Below are 16,187 nucleotides of genomic sequence, written 5' to 3'. Positions count from 1 at the left end.
CGTCACCACAGCGCGGGGCGCCGCGCGCCCCAGAAGCCGCCGACGGCCGCCTCGACCTGCGCCGACAGCGAGATGAGCGTGGCCTCGTCGCCGAAGCGGCCGGCGAGCATGACGCCGATGGGCAGCCCGGCCTCCGTCCAGTGCAGGGGGAGGTTGACGGCCGGCTGGCCGCTGACGTTGCAGGTCGCGGCGAAGGGGGCGAAGCCCTCCATGCGCTCGAAGGTGACCTGGGGGTCGCCGGCGTCCTCGAACCAGCCGACCGGCGCGGGCGGCTGGGTGACGGTGGGCGTCAGCACCGCGTCGAACTCGTTCATGACCAGGAACGCGAAGCGGGTGGCCGTCTGGAGCGCGGCCTGGGCCCGCAGGAAGTCCGGGGCGCTGGTGGCGAGGCCGCGCTCGCGCAGCCATCGCGTCAGGGGACGCAGGCGGGGTTCGAGCGAGGGGTCCACCGGGTGCATGCAAGCGAAGCAGAACCACAGCTTCTCGAACTCGGCGACGATCGAGGAGTCGAACGGCGGCGTCATGTCCACGATCTCGTGGCCGAGCGAGGCCAGCAGCCGTGAGGCCTCCTCGTAGGCGGCGAGGACGTCCGGGTGCACCTCGGCGCCCGGCACGACCGGCGTGGCGTAGCGGCCGATCTTGAGGCGTCCCGGCGCGCGGGTGGCGGCCTCGGCGAAGCCGATCGGGGACGGAGGGGCGACGTACAGGTCGCCCGGCTGGTTGTGCGCCATGACCTCCAGCAGCGCGGCGGCGTCGGCGACCGTGCGGGCCAGCGGGCCGTTGGTGGACAGCCCCGCGAGGTCGGGGACGATCGGGGCGAACGAGATGCGCCCGCGGGTGGGCTTGATGCCGTACAGGCCGCACACCGAGGCGGGGATGCGGATCGAGCCCGCGCCGTCGCTGCCGTGCGCGGCCGGGGCCAGCCCCGCGGCGACCGCCGCCGCGGCCCCGCCGCTCGAACCTCCCGCGGACCTGCTCAGGTCCCACGGAGTGCGTGCCGGGGGCGAGACGTCGGTCTCGGTGTAGCAGGGGAGGCCGAACTCGGGGGTGGCCGTCTTGCCGATCATGATGGTCCCGGCGTCGCGCAGGCGCTCGACCACGCTGTCGTCGACGGGCGCCACGAACCCCTCGTAGGTCGCCGAGCCGAACAGGACGGGGACGTCCTTGACCAGGTTCAGGTCCTTGATCGGGACGGGGACGCCGAGCAGCGGGGGCAGGTCGCCGCCGCGCAGGACCGTCTCCTCGGCCTGGCGCGCCTGTTCCAGGGCGCGCTCGGGGGTCGGCGTGACGAAGGCCCCGACCTCGGGGCCGAGCCGTTCGACGCGCTCCAGATAGTGCTTGGTGACCTCGACCGGGGAGAGCTCCCTGGACCGTACGGCCGCCGCGAGTTCCAGGGCTGTGAGATCATGTATCTGCGCCACGATCCGCACAGTAGGGCCCGCGCTTCGAGTTATCTAGAGAGAAAAGAGTTAGATACCCGGCTTTTCGCCCTACGATGCGAGAACGTGCGGCCACAAAAATGTGAACTAGCCAACACTAGGCACACCCTTGGGCGTCAACTACCGTGAGTTACGTGGATTCCGGGCTAGAACCTGACGACGGTCACAATACGTCACCTATATGGGTGAGTGACCGTTCCTCGGAGCCGAAATCTCGGCCTTCAGCTCCCGAGGCGACCTATGCGCCCATCGAGCGCGTCTCCCTCGCGGGGCTGCTCCAGCAACCCAAATACCGGCACCTGCGGGTACGCGCCCTCATCGCCGCCGGCGCGGCGCTGCTGGTGGGCATTCCCATGTGGAGCTGGCGGCTCGGCCTCGTCGCCGCGATCATCGCCGCGATCGGCGACACGATCTACCGCGCGCGCACGTCATCCTCGGTCGCGCCCTGGCGCCGCGCCTCCGCGGCCGAGCGGCGCACCGAGGCCCAGCTGAAGAAGCTGGAGCGCAACGGCTACCTCACGCTGCACGCGCGCGGCTTCCCCGGCAGCGACGCCCAGATCGACCACCTGGTCGTCGGGCCCACCGGCGTGTACGCGGTCGACTCCGAGAAGTGGGACAAACGGCTGCCGGTGCGGGTCCAGTCGCACCGCAAGCTGTTCCACGGGCCCTTCAACCAGAAGCCCCGCCTGGACGAGGCCCGCTGGGAGGCCTCGCAGGCCGGCGAGCTGATCGGCAAGGCCCTCGGCCGCGAGATCACCGTCGTGCCGTCCCTGGCGATCTACGGCCCCGCCATCCCTTGGAAGATCCTCAACATCCGCGAGGTGGACGTCTTCGACGGCTCGCGGGTGCGCAAGTGGATCACCAACCGCGAGCGCTCCCTCACCGAGGAAGAGATCGAGCAGATCTTCGCCGCCGCCGAGCAGGTGCTGCCCGCGCGTTACCCCGAGAGCTGACCGTCGAGAGGGTCCTTCGGGGTTCCCGTCACCGAACACCACTGCCCCCGGGAGCCCCGAAGGACCTTTTCTCACGCCGGTCCGACGTCGGTCCTACACCGTCTCGGGTCCGGTCTCGTGGCGGTCCGCGCCGGTCCGGCGCCGCCGTGGCCGGCGACGCCGCCGTCCGTCCTGTGGACCACGTGTCTCGGCAGGCGGGCGGTGGCCGTACCATTTGAAGACTCAGGCGCGAAGCCTTCGCGGAAAGGCCCGCCGCGGTCGTCGGATGGGAGATACGGACATGCCGGCCCTCAGGTCACGTACGGTCACTCACGGCAGGAACATGGCGGGTGCCCGCGCCCTCCTCCGGGCCACGGGCGTGGCCGGCTCCGACTTCGGCAAGCCGATCGTCGCGGTGGCCAACAGCTTCACCCAGTTCGTCCCCGGCCACGTCCATCTGCGCGAGGTCGCCGACGTGGTCGCCGGCGCCGTCCGCGAGGCCGGGGCCATCCCACGGGAGTTCAACACCATCGCCGTCGACGACGGCATCGCCATGGGCCACGGGGGCATGCTCTACTCCCTGCCCTCCCGCGAGCTGATCGCCGACGCCGTCGAGTACATGGTGAACGCCCACTGCGCCGACGCGCTGGTCTGCGTCTCCAACTGCGACAAGATCACCCCGGGCATGCTGCTGGCCGCGTTCCGGCTCAACATCCCGACCGTCTTCGTCTCCGGCGGCCCCATGGAGGCCGGCAAGACCCCCGGCCGCAAACTCGACCTCATCGACCCGATGATCGCCGCGGCCGACGACGGCGTCTCCGACGCCGAGCTCCTCGAGATGGAGGAGAACGCCTGCCCCACCTGCGGCTCGTGCAGCGGCATGTTCACCGCCAACTCCATGAACTGCCTCACCGAGGCGCTCGGCCTGGCCCTGCCGGGCAACGGCACCACCCTCGCCACCCACACGGCGCGCAAGGCACTGTTCGAGAAGGCCGGGCGCCAGGTCGTCGAGATCGCCCGCCGCTACTACGAGCAGGACGACGCGTCGGTTCTGCCGCGCGCCATCGCCACCCGCGACGCATTCGAGAACGCCATGGCGCTGGACGTCGCCATGGGCGGCTCGACCAACACCATCCTTCACCTGCTGGCCGCGGCCCGCGAGGCCGGCGTGGACTTCGGCCTCAAAGAGATCAACGAGCTGTCGCTGCGCGTCCCCTGCCTGTGCAAGGTCGCGCCCGCCACGGCGAAGTACCACGTCGAGGACGTCCACCGTGCCGGCGGCATCCCGGCCATCCTGGGCGAGCTGGACCGCGCGGGTCTGCTCCACCGCGACGCCCACAGCGTGCACGCCTCCTCCCTGACCGAGTTCCTCGGCGCCTGGGACCCGAAGTCCCCCGGCGTCACCGAGGAGGCCCTGGAGCTGTGGCACGCCGCCCCCGGCAACGTGCGCACCGTCAAGGCCTACTCGCAGGACGCCCGGTGGGACTCCCTGGACCTGGACCGCGCCGAGGGCTGCGTCCGCGACCTGGAGCACGCCTACACCCGCGACGGCGGCCTGGCGGTCCTGTACGGCAACATCTCGCCCGACGGCGCCATCGTCAAGACGGCGGGCGTCGACGAGTCGATCTGGCGGTTCAGCGGCCCCGCGGTGGTGTTCGAGTCGCAGGAGGACGCCGTCGAGGGCATCCTGGGCGGCAAGGTGTCGGCCGGCGACGTCGTGGTGATCCGCTACGAGGGCCCCAAGGGCGGCCCCGGCATGCAGGAGATGCTCTACCCGACCAGCTTCCTGAAGGGCAGGGGCCTCGGCAAGGCGTGCGCGCTGATCACCGACGGCCGGTTCTCCGGCGGCACCTCCGGCCTGTCCATCGGCCACGCCTCCCCCGAGGCCGCCGAGGGCGGCATGATCGCCCTGGTCGAGGACGGCGACCTGATCGAGATCGACATCCCCGGGCGGAGCATGGAGCTGCGGGTCTCCGAGGCCGAGCTGGCCGCGCGGCGCGAGCGCCTGCTGTCGTCCCTGGGCGGCTACCGCCCGCGTGAGCGCACCCGGCCGGTGAGCGCCGCCCTGCAGGCCTACGCCGCGCTCACGACCTCGGCCTCCACCGGCGCGTCCCGCGACCTGTCCCAGCTGTCTCGCTGACACGTCGCGAGGGTGAGACGGGCGTCACCCGGGGGCTGAGAAGAGTCGCCCCCGGGATGCCCGTACAGCGATCTGGTGTTCGAAAAATGTCGGTGCCCGGCGGTAGTCTTGAGGCATGGCAAACGTCACCACGCCCCTTCTGACGACCGCCGAAATCGCCGCTCTCGCCTTGTCCTTGGCCCATCTGGGCGAAGGCCCCCAGGCGGTGACCGCCCGCCGGGGTCTGCGCTCGGTATTCGAACAGCTGAACCTCGACGACGAGGTCGTGGCCGAGACGCTCGACACCCTGACCACTCCCCTGCCCCCGGACGTCGCCCGGCGCGCCCGCACGATCGCGTCCGCCGTGACCGGCCGCCAGGTGGTGCGCCTGCACTACCGCGACGCCTCCGGGCGGGTGAGCTCGCGCGACGTCGAGCCCGTCACCTGCCTGGTGCACCGGGACCACTGGTACCTCGTGGGCTGGTGCCGCACGGCGGCCGGCATCAGGGCGTTCCGGTTCGACCGCATCGTGGCGGTGGAGCCGACACTGGTGCCCGCGCGGGCGCACCGCGCCGAGCGCTACCTGCCCTTCCAGCGGAGAAGGGCGGCATAATCGCTCAGCCGCAGCATCCGCCGCCGCAGCAGCCTCCCCCGGCGGGACGGGGGGCCTGCGCGCCGCCCGTGACGGCGACCGTCGACAGCAGTTTTACCGTGTCGTCGTGGCCCTGCGGGCAGACGGCGGCGTCGCCCGCGGCGGACATGGGGCGCGAGAGCTCGAAGGTCGATCCGCAGGCGCGGCAGCGGTAGTCGTAACGCGGCATGTCCTCAGGGTACGACGAACCGGGCGGCCCACGGCACCGGGCCGAGGCCGCCCGTCCCGCACAGCCCCGCCGGCACGCGGCTCAGGCGGCCGTCTCGGCGAGGTAGGGCGCCCACTGGGGGTCGCCGTCGAACTGCGCCCCGATGAGCCGCCAGTGGACGCCCCGCGGCACCACCGGCGCGACGCGCAGCGTCCAGCCGATCTCTTCCAGCAGGCGGTCCGCCTTGCGGTGGTTGCACTGCATGCACGAGGCGACGCAGTTCTCCCACGTGTGCAGCCCGCCCCTGGAGCGGGGCAGGACGTGGTCGATCGTCTCCGCGCGCAGACCGCAGTACGCGCAGCGGTAGTCGTCCCTGCGCATGAGCGCGGCCCGGGTCAGCGGGATGCGCGAGCGGTAAGGAATGCGGACATATCGCCGGAGCCTGATGACCGAGGGCACGTCCACCGTGCGCGAGGCGGAGCGGAGTACGGCGCCCCGCCCGTCGCGGTGGACGACGTCGGCCTTCTCCCTGATCACGAGCACGACGGCCCGGTGCAGGTTGAGGGTGGTCAACGGCTCGAAGGTGGCGTTCAGCAGCAGGACCTGGCGCATCAGCGGGCCCTTCCCGCCATGGACGTCGTCGAAAGGGATGCGCCGCAGCGCACCCCGACTTGCGGCCCGTCGTCTTGGGCCCCGGATGCTTCCGTCACGTGGACCTCCGCCGGACGGCCCAGCGGATGGGTTCCACGGCACCGCCCTTCAGCAAGTGTGGCCTTTCAGACGACCCTCACGCCACCCCAATTAACGGCCGTGTCGTCCCGACCCCGCCTTCCGTTTTATGTCCGGTTAGCCCCGCTAAGCAAACCTATTAGGCAAAGATCACTGTTGTTCGTACACGATCGTCCGGATCCGGTGCCGACGCGGAGCTTGACAAAACGGTGACTCACGAGCGGTAACAGGGGTGCCATAAGCTCACTACATGACGCGAGTGCCGTACCCGAACGCACGCCGTGACTCCGTGGTCGACCACTATCACGGCACGCCCGTGCCCGATCCGTACCGCTGGCTTGAGAGCGCGGAAGATCCCGCGACGAAGGAATGGCTCGACGCGCAGGGCGAGCTGTTCGCCAAGGCCATGGCCGCGTCACCCCTGCGGGACACCTTTCGCGAGCGCATCGCCGAGCTGGTCCGCTCCGGCACGGTCGGCCCGCCGGCCTGGCGCGGCGACCGCCGCTTCTTCATGCGCCGCGAGCCCGACCAGGAGCACGCCGTGCTCTACACCGCCGGCCCCGACGAGGTCGAGCACGTCCTGCTCGACCCGATGGCCTTCGACTCCTCCGGCCTGACCACGATCGACTCCTGGCAGCCGGACAAGGAGGGCCGGCGCCTGGCGTACCAGATCTCGGTGGGCGGCGACGAGGAGTCCCGGCTGCACGTCGTCGACATCGCGACCGGCGAGCGCCTGGACGGCCCGATCGACCGCTGCCGCTACTCCCCCATCGCCTGGCTGCCCGGCGGCGAGGCGTTCTACTACGTCCGCAGGCTCCACCCCGGCGAGGTCCCCGAGGGCGAGGAGCAGTACCACCGCCGCGTCTACCTGCACCGCCTCGGCACGCCCACCGACGAGGACGTCCTGATCTTCGGCGAGGGCATGGAGAAGACCAACTACTACGGCATCTCGGTGTCCCGGGACGGCCGGTGGCTGACGGTCTCGGCGTCGCGGGGCACGGCGCCGCGCAACGACGTCTGGGTGGCCGACCTCGCCGCCTCGCCCCTGGAGTCCCCCCGGTTCGTCACCGTCCAGGAGGGGGTGGACGCGCAGACGGCGCTGCTGTTCGGCCGCGACGGCCTGCTGTACGTCTTCACCGACCGCGACGCCCCGCGCGGCCGCATGTGCGTGGCCTCCCCGGACGCCCCGGCCTACGAGGGCTGGCGCGAGCTCGTCCCGGAGGACCCCGAGGCCGTGCTCACCGACTTCGCGATCCTGGACGACCTGGAGCGCCCGGTCATGCTGGTGGGCTGGACCCGCCACGCCATCAGCGAGATCTCCGTGCACGACCTGACCACCGGCGAGAAGGTCGGCGAGGTCCCCACTCCCGGTCTCGGCGCGATCGGCGGCATCACCGAGCGTCCCGAGGGCGGGCACGAGGCCTGGTTCGGCTACACCGACCACACCACCCCGCCGAGCATCCAGCGCTACGACGCCCGCACCGGCGAGACCACGCTGTGGGCGGCGTCCCCCGGCGCCGTGGAGCTGCCCGAGGTCACCACCGAGCAGGTCGTGTACCACTCCGCCGACGGCACCGAGGTCCACATGATCGTGGTGTCCCGGCCCGGCGAGGGGCCCCGCCCCACCATCCTGTACGGCTACGGCGGCTTCGGCCTGTCCATGACGCCGGGCTTCTCCGGGGCCACCCTGGCCTGGGTCGAGGCCGGCGGGGTCTACGCCGTCGCCCAGCTCCGCGGCGGCGGCGAGCAGGGCGAGCAGTGGCACCGCGCGGGCATGCTCGCCCACAAGCAGAACGTCTTCGACGACCTGCACGCCGCGGCCGAGCACCTGATCGCCACCGGGGTCACCACCGCGGACCGGCTGGCGATCTCCGGGGGCTCCAACGGCGGGCTGCTGGTCGGCGCGGCGCTCACCCAGCGCCCCGAGCTGTACGCCGCGGTGGCGTGCTCGGCGCCGCTGCTGGACATGGTCAGGTACGAGAAGTTCGGTCTCGGCGCCACCTGGAACGTCGAGTACGGCACCACCGACGACCCGGAGGAGTTCTCCTGGTTGTGGGGCTACTCGCCCTACCACCACGTCCGCGAGGGCGTGCGCTATCCGGCGACGCTGTTCATGGTCTTCTCCTCCGACACCCGGGTGCATCCGCTGCACGCCTGGAAGATGTGCGCCGCCCTCCAGCACGCCCAGGCGCCGGACGGGCCGCCGATCCTGCTGCGCAACGAGAGCGAGGTCGGGCACGGAGCCCGGGCGGTCAGCCGCTCGGTCGACCTCATGGCCGACCAGTACGCCTTCCTCGCCCAGCACACCGGGCTCACCGGCTGAGGCGCGCTACCTCTGGAAGACGATCGTCTTGTGGCCGTCCAGCACCACGCGTTGCTCCGCGTGCCAGCGGACGGCCCGGGCGAGCGCGAGCCGCTCGACGTCCCTGCCCATCGCGGCGAGGTCGTCGGGCGAGTGCGTGTGGTCCACGCGGGCGACCTCCTGCTCGATGATCGGGCCCTCGTCCAGCTCGGCGGTCACGTAGTGCGCGGTCGCGCCGATCAGCTTGACCCCGCGCGAGTACGCCTGGTGGTAGGGCTTGGCGCCCTTGAACGACGGCAGGAACGAGTGGTGGATGTTGATCACCTTGCCGGTGAGCTTGGCGCACAGCTCCTCAGACAGGACCTGCATGTACCGGGCCAGCACCACCAGGTCGGCGCGGTAGTACTCCACCAGCGTGAGGATCTCGGCCTCCTGGCGCTGCTTGGTCTCGGACGTGACCGGCAGGTGGTGGTAGTCGATGCCGTACGACTGGGTGAGCGGGCGCATGTCGGGGTGGTTGGAGACGACGCCGACGATCTCGATGTCCAGCAGGCCCGAGCGCGTGCGGTACAGCAGGTCGTTCAGGCAGTGGCCGAGCTTGCTCACCATCACGAGCACGCGGGGCTTGACCGCGAGGTCGTGCAGCCGGAACTCCATCGCCAGCTCGGGGACCAGCGCGGCGAACGCCGCGCGCAGCTCGTCCTCGGGGAGGGTGGAGGTGAACTGGACCCGCATGAAGAAGCGCCCGGCGAACGGGTCGCCGAACTGCTGGCTCTCGGTGATGTTGCAGCCGTGCGCCGCCAGGACCCCGGAGACGGCGGCCACCACGCCCGGCCGGTCCGGACACGACAAGGTCAGTACGAACTCCGAGCTCACCGGGTCTCACCCTTTCGTCTTCGCGTGAGCAGATTACCGCTCTCCGGGCCCGCGGGCGTCGCCTTCCGGTCCGGACGGCCACAGGGCTCTCGTCCGCCCGTATCCGAGGGCGCGGCGGCGTCGTCCGGACCCCCCGGAAGGCGTATTGCCGACGCCCGGCGGGACCGAGGGGCAAATCCACACCATCCATGGCTCCCTATTGACCTACCGCTTCATAGCCTCTATGACGTGAAATGGGTCGACAGCAGAGGATTCGAGGTCGAGGCCCTGGTTCTCGGCAACCGGCCTTGGCTGCGCGTGCGCAGGGGGCGGGAGTACGTCGCCTACTACACCGATGTGGCCGAGCTGTCCCGGCACCTCGACCTCGCCGACCTGGTCCGGAGCGACTGATCTTCGCGGCGGACGCGGGCGGGACGTACAGTGGCGCCCGGAGGAGAGGGAGGAGCCGCGGGTGCTGAAATGGGACACTCTGTCACCGGGGGAGAAGAGAGCGGCGGTCGCCCTGGCGGCGATGCTCCCCGGTTACGTCAACGCCGTCTTCGTCGCCGAACACCTCGCCGAGACGATCGCCTGGCGCCGCGGCGAGCTCAGCGACGAGCAGTTGCTCGAACGCACCGGCTGGACCTTCAACGCCACGCCCGAACAGTACGCCGACATGGCCCTCAGATCCGCCAGACGGGCCGGGGTGGACCCGGTGGAGTGGCTCGACGCGATGAAGAACGCCTACGAGGAACAGCGCGCCATCGCGGCCGATCTGGAGGCACGGGAGACGCCCCGCCGCACCCGGCGCGGCGCGAAGGAGTCGGAGTTCTGGGAGATCGTCAACGCCAACACCTGGCCCGACGCCCTCACCGACCCTCCCGAGACCCCCGGCTCCTGAACCACCGCGTTCGGGAAGAGGCCTGCGATGACGACCAGTGACCGGCCCGCCGCGCGCGTGGTCTGCGTGGACGGCCAGGGCAGGGTGCTGTTGATGCGCTGGCGCGACGCCGTCAGCGGACGGGTGTTCTGGGAGCCGCCCGGCGGGGGCATCGACTCCGGGGAGGGCCCGCTGGAGGCCGCGCGGCGCGAGCTGGCCGAGGAGACCGGGCTCCCCGGCGACGCGGTGATCGACATGTGGGTGCCCGTGGCGCGGGACTACCACTGGCTCGGCGTCCACTACGTGAAGGTGGAGCCGTTCTATCTGGCGCGCTTCCCCGGCACCCCGCCGGTCACGCCGGCCGCGCTCACCCACGAGGAAGTGGACACCTTCCTCGGCCACGCCTGGCACACCCTGGACGAGATCGCGGCCCTGGACGACGCCGTCGAGCCGCCCACGCTGACGGAGGTCGTCCGCCTGCTCCGCGACCCGCCCACGGACCTCGGCCGGCCGTGACGAGCGCCTCAGGCTGACGGGCGCGGGCGATCGCGAGGCGGAGCCGCGTGCGACCGGGCGGCGCGGGCTCGTGCGGCCGGGAGGCGGGTCAGGTCCTGTGCAGGGCGGTGACGATGTCCTGGTCGCCGGGGTCCAGCTCGTGGGCGCGGCGCAGGTCGGCCAGCGCCTCGTCCCGCCTGCCGAGCCCGTCGAGGGCGACGGCCCTGTTGAAGTACAGCGCCGCTCCCTCATCCAGCTCGATGGCGCGGGACAGGTCCACGACCGCGCCGTCGAGGTCACCGGTCTCGTAGCGCAGGTCCGCGCGGCCCGCCCAGGCCGGGACGAGGGCGGGTGAGGACGCCAGTGCCGCGTCGAAGGCCTCGCGCGCCCGGGTGAAGGCCTTCGCCGCGGTTTCGAGCTGGCCGAGCACGCAGAGCAGGTGCGGGTTGCCCGGGGCCAGGGAGAGCCCGGCCGTGACGTCGGCCCTGGCGGCCTCGTCCAGTCCGAGCTCGGCCAGCAGGCCCGCCCGGTTGATGTAGGCGTCCAGGTAGCCGGGGTCGAGCTCCAGCACACGGTCCAGGTCGGCGCGGGCGCGCCCCAGCTCGCCCACGGCCAGCAGGACCTGGGCGCGGTTGTAGTGGCCCTCGGGCAGGGGCGGGCTGAGCCGGATCGCGGCGTCGTAGTCGGCGAGCGCGTCGTCCGCGCGGCCCATCTGGAACAGAAGGTTGCCGCGATCCAGGTGGTGGTCCGGGTAGTCGGGGTCCATGGCCACCGCGGTGTCCAGGTCCTCCAGGGCCTCGTCCGGGTGGCCCAGCACGCCGAGGAGCTGCGCGCGGTTGGCGTGCAGGATCATGCGGTGGACCAGGTGCCTGCCGGGGGGCAGGTCCGTCTCGGCGAGCTTGACGGCCGACTCCACCAGCGTCAGCGCCTGGTCGGGGCGGCCGGCGCGCATCTCGATCAGGGCCTTGCCGTTGAGGTCGAAGCCCAGTTTGAACGCCCGCACGGCTCGGTCGGGCAGCAGCGTCGAGATCGCGATGGCCTCGTTGACCCAGCCCTGGGCGCGGCCGAGGTCGCGGCGCGCGGGGTCGGGGTGGCGCGCGTCCAGCATCGCGGCGCCGTAGGCCGACGCCGAGTGGACCTCGGGGTCCAGGCTCGTGCGGCGCGCCCGCTCGTACAGGTCGCGCGCCTCGTCCCTGCGGCCGATCCCTGCCAGCGCGGTCGCCGCGCCCTGGAGGAGGTTCCACCAGCGGACCGTGGCGGGCTCGGCCAGCGCCAGACCGCGCAGCCCGTAATCGGCGGCGGCGTCCAGGAACCCCTCGCCGAGGCAGTGGTCGAGGGCGGCCCACAGCGCCTCGACGCCGGCTCCGGAGGGGTCGCCGCCGTGTTCGCGGTGGTAGGGGATCGCCCCGAGGTGTGAGGATCGTCCACCGGTGGCGGCCAGCAGGTCGGCACGGCGGTCGTGCAGGCGGGCGCGTACCTCCGGGGGCAGCGCGTGGTAGGCGGCGAGGGCGCGCGGGTCGTCCAGGATGCCGTCGGAGGCGACATATCGGCCCGCGAGATCGCGTGATTCTCTCTCGGCCGATAAATCAGCTTTTATCGCACGTCCCACAAACCAATCCGGCGGCGCTTTAGCCGAACACGTGACAATCGTCACATGGTCCGGATCGAAACGCCGCGCGAGCGTCTGGAGAAGTTCGCGATCGGTCTCGTCGGCCTCGTCCACGTTGTCCGCCACGATCGTCCGGAGCGGCACCCCGCAGTCCCGGAGGAATTCGGTGATGCCATTCGCGATCCGCAGCGTGCGGCGCGGGGCGGGCACGAGGATGCGCTCCTCGTCCGGCAGGCGGGTGTAGAGCGGCGCACGGCGGGCCGGCACCCGGTCGCGCAGATCGGGTGCCACCGCTCGGATCTCGATGTCGTGCGCCGCCACGACGCCGGGCGCGCGGGCGAGGGCCGCCGGCACCAGGGCCTGGAGCAGCGCTCCCCCGAAGCCGTACGGCCCGCGCGGCCGCCGGTGCGCGTCCAGCACGGGGACCGGCCATCCGGGGAGCCCGAGCCCGTCCAGGACCCTCAGACGGTCCCGCGAGGTGCCTCCGTGGACCCAGAGATGGCCGGGACGGGCCCTCACCCCTTGTGGATCGCGCTGGCGCTGCCGGTGAGATGGACCATGCCAGGCTTGCGGACGACGATCTTCTTCATCGGGTGCCCTCTCATCAGGTCTCCGGCTACAAAGACCCAATTATGGAACATATCTATAAATCCGCAAGCATTTCGGTCTGAATCATCCGGATATCGTCGATATATTGCGTCTAACCGGTAAGTTGCGATGAGCGGTCCCGCGCCAGCGTCTTCTCGCCGTAAACGACCACCTGCCCGCCCCTCTCCTCGCGGCGGACTTCACGCCAGCCGTACTTCCGGTAGAGCTCCAGCGCGGCGCCCTGGGACAACGTGGTGTCCCCGCGCAGCCTGCCGTAGCCGAGGCGCAGGGCGGACGCCTCCAGCGCGTCGATGATCCGCGTGCCGAACCCGCGCCGCTGGAAGTCGGGGCGCACGCGCAGCCGGCACAGCTCGGCGGTCTCGTCGTCGACGCGCCGCAGGCCGCCCATGGCCACGATGCCGGCGCCCTCCACCTCGCCGACCAGGAACTCGCCCCGGTCGGCCAGGTAGATCTCGGTGATCCGAGGGATGTCGTCCTCGTAGTAGACCCCGTCCCCCAGCGTGATCCCGACCTGGGCGAGGCAGGTGCGGTGCAGCTCCCAGACGGCGTCCCGATCCGACCAGCGATACCGCCTGAGCACAAGCGTCATGCATCGACCTCCGCGGCAGCGGAGGACGCCTCGTCGGCCGGAGGGTTGAGCTTCGCGAGCTGGTCGACGAAGTCGCGCAGGCCCTCCACGGGGCCGCACTTGGCCTGGATCGCGCGGGCGAGGTCGGCGGCGCGGCGCACGATGATGTCCGTGCGGAAGCCCTCGCCGACCCGCTCGACCGCCTCCTGGCCGAGCCGCAACGCCTCCGCGCCGTCGCCTTCGAGCAGCCGGCAGTGCGCCTGGTCGAACCTGATGAGCGTCTGGTCGAGCAGGTCGCCGTCGTACTTCTCCAGCGCCTGCTCAAGGATCAGGTCGGCCTCGACGGTCTGGCCGAGGCGGGTGAGCGCGTCGCCCTGGTGGAAGTAGAGCTGCCGCTCGGTGTAGCCGAAGACGGTGTCCTCCTGCTGGGCGGGAGTCATCTGGGCGAACGCCGCGCGGGCGCGGGCCAGGGCGCGCTTGGCCTGGTCGACCACGTCCTTCTTGCCGCCGGCGTTCGCGAGCATGGACAGCGCCCTGGCCTCCACGACGGGGGCCATGGCCTTGGCCGCGCACGGGGTCTGGCCGGCGAGGTCGCGGCTCTTCTTGGCCAGGTTGAGCGCCTCGCGCGGGTCTCCGTAGAACAGGGGCACCAGGGCCTCGCGGGCGGTGACCCAGGCGCGCAGCGCGCGGTCGCCCGTCTCGTCCGCCGCGGTGCGCGAGGTGCGGAAGAAGGAGCGGGCAAGGCGCTGGTCGCCGAGGTCGATCATGATGATGCCGGCCAGCCCCGCCAGGCGGGCGGCCAGGGCGCACAGCCGTTCCTGGAGGTCGATCGGCTGGTGGCGCTCCATCGCCTGCCGCACGGTGCTGAACTCCAGGAGCACGTCGCAGAGCTGGCGAAGAGGCGGGGTGTTCATGTACTGCCGTCCGAAAGAGGCCGCGGCCTCTTCCCAGTGGTCGAGCATCGCCGGGGACACGGTGGTCGACACCAGGGTCTCGTCCATACGCCTGCGGATGTTGTCGGCCGCGCCGAGCACGGAGTCGTTCAGCGGGACCGTGGATCCGGCGATCATCGCCAGCAGCGTCCTACGTAACACGTTCTCGTCCTCCTCACCCCCGTCCGCGGAGGAGTCGCTGAGCGGTTTCGTCCACAGCTCACGCGTATCGGGGGAATTTTCGGGTTTGACCTCTTTGAGGCCGCCCCGTACGACGCCTGGCATTCGGTGGCCATGGCCACAGATGCACGGGCCGTCGTATCCGAGGGCGGCCGGCTCGACCCGGTAGACGGAACATAGATAGTGGAGGTACTCGGGCCCGGGGCGCTTCAGCCCGCTTTCGTACGCACTGAGAAGCGTTTCCCCGATGCCGGGTGCGGGCTTGCCGTCACGCTCGAACAGGGCGCGCACCTGCTCGATCACGTCGGCAAGGGCGACCCCGTGCGCGAGGCGGTGTGATTTGATTCGAGTTGTCCCGAAATGGGGGGAACACTCTTCATAAATCTCCTCGGCGATTCGGGCCGCGCTACGGCCGACCGCGAGGCCGCGGGCCCGGGCGCGCCGGGCCGTCTCCGTTTCCTTGTGCTGTCTGCCGGACATCCCGGCCCCTCCCTTGCGGCCAGCCGCTCATGCTGGTCACATATCCCGACCGGTCCTCACCTGTGATGACGCAGCATCACTGCCGGGTTACGCTGCGTCTATTGAGAATGATGGACCAGTTATGACCAGCCGTGAAAGGACGATAGAAGCTGCTGGCATAGAATCGTCCCCCGCCGGGGATGTTCTTTCAACCCACTTGAAATAACCCCCCACCCGGTCGCCTGTGAACCTTCGTTGACCCATCGGCGCGGGTGAGTCAGATTTGGCCAACCAGCCGCGATTCGCCTGGGATTAACACCACGGGAAATCGCTGGAGACGAGGAAGGCTCCGAGTGGACGACAGCTTCCAGCACCTCGAACGACTGGCCGACGAGCTCGACGCTCGCGGGCTGCTCGCCAGGGTGGTGCGCACACAGTCGGGACGGGCGTTCGTCCGCGTGATCAATCCGAACGCCACGACCCTGGCCGAGAACGTCACCTGCCGGGCGCAGGCGACTCCCGCGTACTACTGGTGGTCATGGGGCGAGCGCATGCACAAGGCCGACGACCCCGCGGGGGCGGCGACCAAGGTCGCCCGAGTGCTGGCCGCGGTGAGCGAATAGGCACGTGGCGGACGCGATGCAGCGCAGTCATCTCGTCCGCCCGCGTCACACCGCGGCTCTTCGGGGTCGGCGGGGCGTCCGGTGCGGAGCGCTCCGGACCGTGGCGACACGGCCAGAGCGCTGGGCGCCCCGCCGGCTCCGTATGGTTTTCCGGCACATTTCGGGAAACCCGCATACGTGCCCATACAACGGCGTGTGAGTACGTAGAACCCCTTACAGGATAAGGGCTCCATTTTACGGGCGCAGTGGATGATTTCCGGCGCTGCGCTGAACCGATTCAGGCCCGTGCTCCCCGCCGGGCCGAGCGGCCCCTGAAGCAGCCTCCGGGCGCGGACGCCCTCCGCCTCCGGTGGTGATCGGGAGAACCCCGATCGGAAACGGCGCGGGACACGCTTCCGGGTGCGTGTCCCGCCCGGGCCGTACGTCACCGGGGTGTCCGGGCCCGCCCTCCGCGGCCCCGGGCCGGGCACTCCCGTCTTCCCCGGCGCGATGTGGCGGCGGCCGGGCCGGTCGGCGAAGGCGCTTCGGTCAAGTACCGTTCCTTGTAGGTCAAGTACCGATAATCGTCTTCGCCGACCGACCCGATCCGAAGGGGATCAACCGCGTGTTCCTGCTGGCCCCCAGCCCGACGCCCAGTCCGACGCCCGATCCGGTCA

Annotated in this window: 15 protein-coding genes; 8 read left to right on the top strand and 7 right to left on the bottom strand. The window is 71.0% G+C overall.

Annotated elements, in window-relative coordinates:
- Positions 1 to 2: 2 nt before the first annotated feature.
- Complete coding sequence (locus BJ982_RS17665) at positions 3 to 1,421, bottom strand: amidase (RefSeq protein WP_184881448.1); 1,419 nt, start codon at positions 1,419 to 1,421, stop codon at positions 3 to 5.
- Positions 1,422 to 1,624: 203 nt separating this feature from the next.
- Between BJ982_RS17665 and BJ982_RS17660 the strand changes: the two genes are divergently transcribed.
- The 3 genes from BJ982_RS17660 (at position 1,625) to BJ982_RS17650 (ending at position 5,103) form a co-directional block, all read left to right on the top strand.
- Positions 1,625 to 2,392: a nuclease-related domain-containing protein gene (locus tag BJ982_RS17660; RefSeq protein ID WP_239122882.1), complete on the top strand. Its 768-nt coding sequence runs from the start codon at positions 1,625 to 1,627 to the stop codon at positions 2,390 to 2,392.
- 280 nt (positions 2,393 to 2,672) lie between these two features.
- Positions 2,673 to 4,511: a dihydroxy-acid dehydratase gene (ilvD, locus tag BJ982_RS17655; protein WP_184881444.1), complete on the top strand. Its 1,839-nt coding sequence runs from the start codon at positions 2,673 to 2,675 to the stop codon at positions 4,509 to 4,511.
- A gap of 115 nt (positions 4,512 to 4,626) precedes the next feature.
- Positions 4,627 to 5,103 (top strand): helix-turn-helix transcriptional regulator, encoded by a 477-nt coding sequence (locus BJ982_RS17650; protein ID WP_184881442.1) that lies wholly within the window; start codon positions 4,627 to 4,629, stop codon positions 5,101 to 5,103.
- A gap of 4 nt (positions 5,104 to 5,107) precedes the next feature.
- Here the strand turns inward: BJ982_RS17650 and BJ982_RS17645 are convergent, their stop codons facing one another.
- Positions 5,108 to 5,311, bottom strand: coding sequence for an FmdB family zinc ribbon protein (locus BJ982_RS17645; RefSeq protein ID WP_184881440.1), 204 nt, complete (start codon positions 5,309 to 5,311; stop codon positions 5,108 to 5,110).
- 81 nt (positions 5,312 to 5,392) lie between these two features.
- Positions 5,393 to 5,902: an HNH endonuclease gene (locus BJ982_RS17640; protein ID WP_184881438.1), complete on the bottom strand. Its 510-nt coding sequence runs from the start codon at positions 5,900 to 5,902 to the stop codon at positions 5,393 to 5,395.
- Positions 5,903 to 6,269: 367 nt separating this feature from the next.
- Here BJ982_RS17640 and BJ982_RS17635 point away from each other — a divergent pair, with 367 nt between their 5' ends.
- A complete protein-coding gene (locus BJ982_RS17635) occupies positions 6,270 to 8,342 on the top strand; it encodes a prolyl oligopeptidase family serine peptidase (protein ID WP_184881435.1) in 2,073 nt (690 codons plus the stop codon).
- Between the two features lie 6 nt (positions 8,343 to 8,348).
- Here BJ982_RS17635 and purU read toward each other — a convergent pair whose 3' ends face one another.
- On the bottom strand, positions 8,349 to 9,197 hold the full coding sequence (purU, locus tag BJ982_RS17630) for a formyltetrahydrofolate deformylase (protein WP_184881433.1): 849 nt from the start codon (positions 9,195 to 9,197) through the stop codon (positions 8,349 to 8,351).
- A 228-nt stretch (positions 9,198 to 9,425) separates the two neighbouring features.
- On the opposite strand from purU, the gene BJ982_RS17625 reads away from it, so the two are divergent.
- The 3 genes from BJ982_RS17625 to BJ982_RS17615 all read left to right on the top strand — a co-directional run bounded on the left by BJ982_RS17625 (position 9,426) and on the right by BJ982_RS17615 (position 10,572).
- The gene (locus tag BJ982_RS17625; RefSeq protein WP_184613027.1) at positions 9,426 to 9,587 is read left to right on the top strand and encodes a hypothetical protein; all 162 of its coding nucleotides are present in this window, start codon (positions 9,426 to 9,428) and stop codon (positions 9,585 to 9,587) included.
- A 61-nt stretch (positions 9,588 to 9,648) separates the two neighbouring features.
- On the top strand, positions 9,649 to 10,077 hold the full coding sequence (locus tag BJ982_RS17620; RefSeq protein ID WP_184881431.1) for a hypothetical protein: 429 nt from the start codon (positions 9,649 to 9,651) through the stop codon (positions 10,075 to 10,077).
- Between the two features lie 27 nt (positions 10,078 to 10,104).
- Complete coding sequence (locus tag BJ982_RS17615) at positions 10,105 to 10,572, top strand: NUDIX hydrolase (RefSeq protein WP_184881429.1); 468 nt, start codon at positions 10,105 to 10,107, stop codon at positions 10,570 to 10,572.
- A gap of 88 nt (positions 10,573 to 10,660) precedes the next feature.
- Here BJ982_RS17615 and BJ982_RS17610 read toward each other — a convergent pair whose 3' ends face one another.
- From BJ982_RS17610 to BJ982_RS17600, 3 genes are all read right to left on the bottom strand, one after another.
- The gene (locus tag BJ982_RS17610) at positions 10,661 to 12,679 is read right to left on the bottom strand and encodes a tetratricopeptide repeat protein (RefSeq protein ID WP_184881427.1); all 2,019 of its coding nucleotides are present in this window, start codon (positions 12,677 to 12,679) and stop codon (positions 10,661 to 10,663) included.
- 181 nt (positions 12,680 to 12,860) lie between these two features.
- Positions 12,861 to 13,358, bottom strand: a complete 498-nt coding sequence (locus BJ982_RS17605; RefSeq protein ID WP_184881425.1) for a GNAT family N-acetyltransferase — start codon at positions 13,356 to 13,358, stop codon at positions 12,861 to 12,863.
- A complete protein-coding gene (locus BJ982_RS17600; protein WP_311772276.1) occupies positions 13,355 to 14,752 on the bottom strand; it encodes an NsdA family TPR-like regulatory protein in 1,398 nt (465 codons plus the stop codon). Before BJ982_RS17600 ends, BJ982_RS17605 begins: the two co-directional genes overlap by 4 nt.
- A 509-nt stretch (positions 14,753 to 15,261) precedes the next feature.
- Between BJ982_RS17600 and BJ982_RS17595 the strand changes: the two genes are divergently transcribed.
- Positions 15,262 to 15,531, top strand: coding sequence for a hypothetical protein (locus tag BJ982_RS17595; protein ID WP_184881421.1), 270 nt, complete (start codon positions 15,262 to 15,264; stop codon positions 15,529 to 15,531).
- Positions 15,532 to 16,187 lie beyond the last annotated feature (656 nt).

Origin of the sequence: Sphaerisporangium siamense (assembly GCF_014205275.1) — a bacterium.
GTDB classification, from domain to species: Bacteria; Actinomycetota; Actinomycetes; order Streptosporangiales; family Streptosporangiaceae; genus Sphaerisporangium; species Sphaerisporangium siamense.
This window is presented reverse-complemented; position numbering and strand designations above follow the sequence as displayed.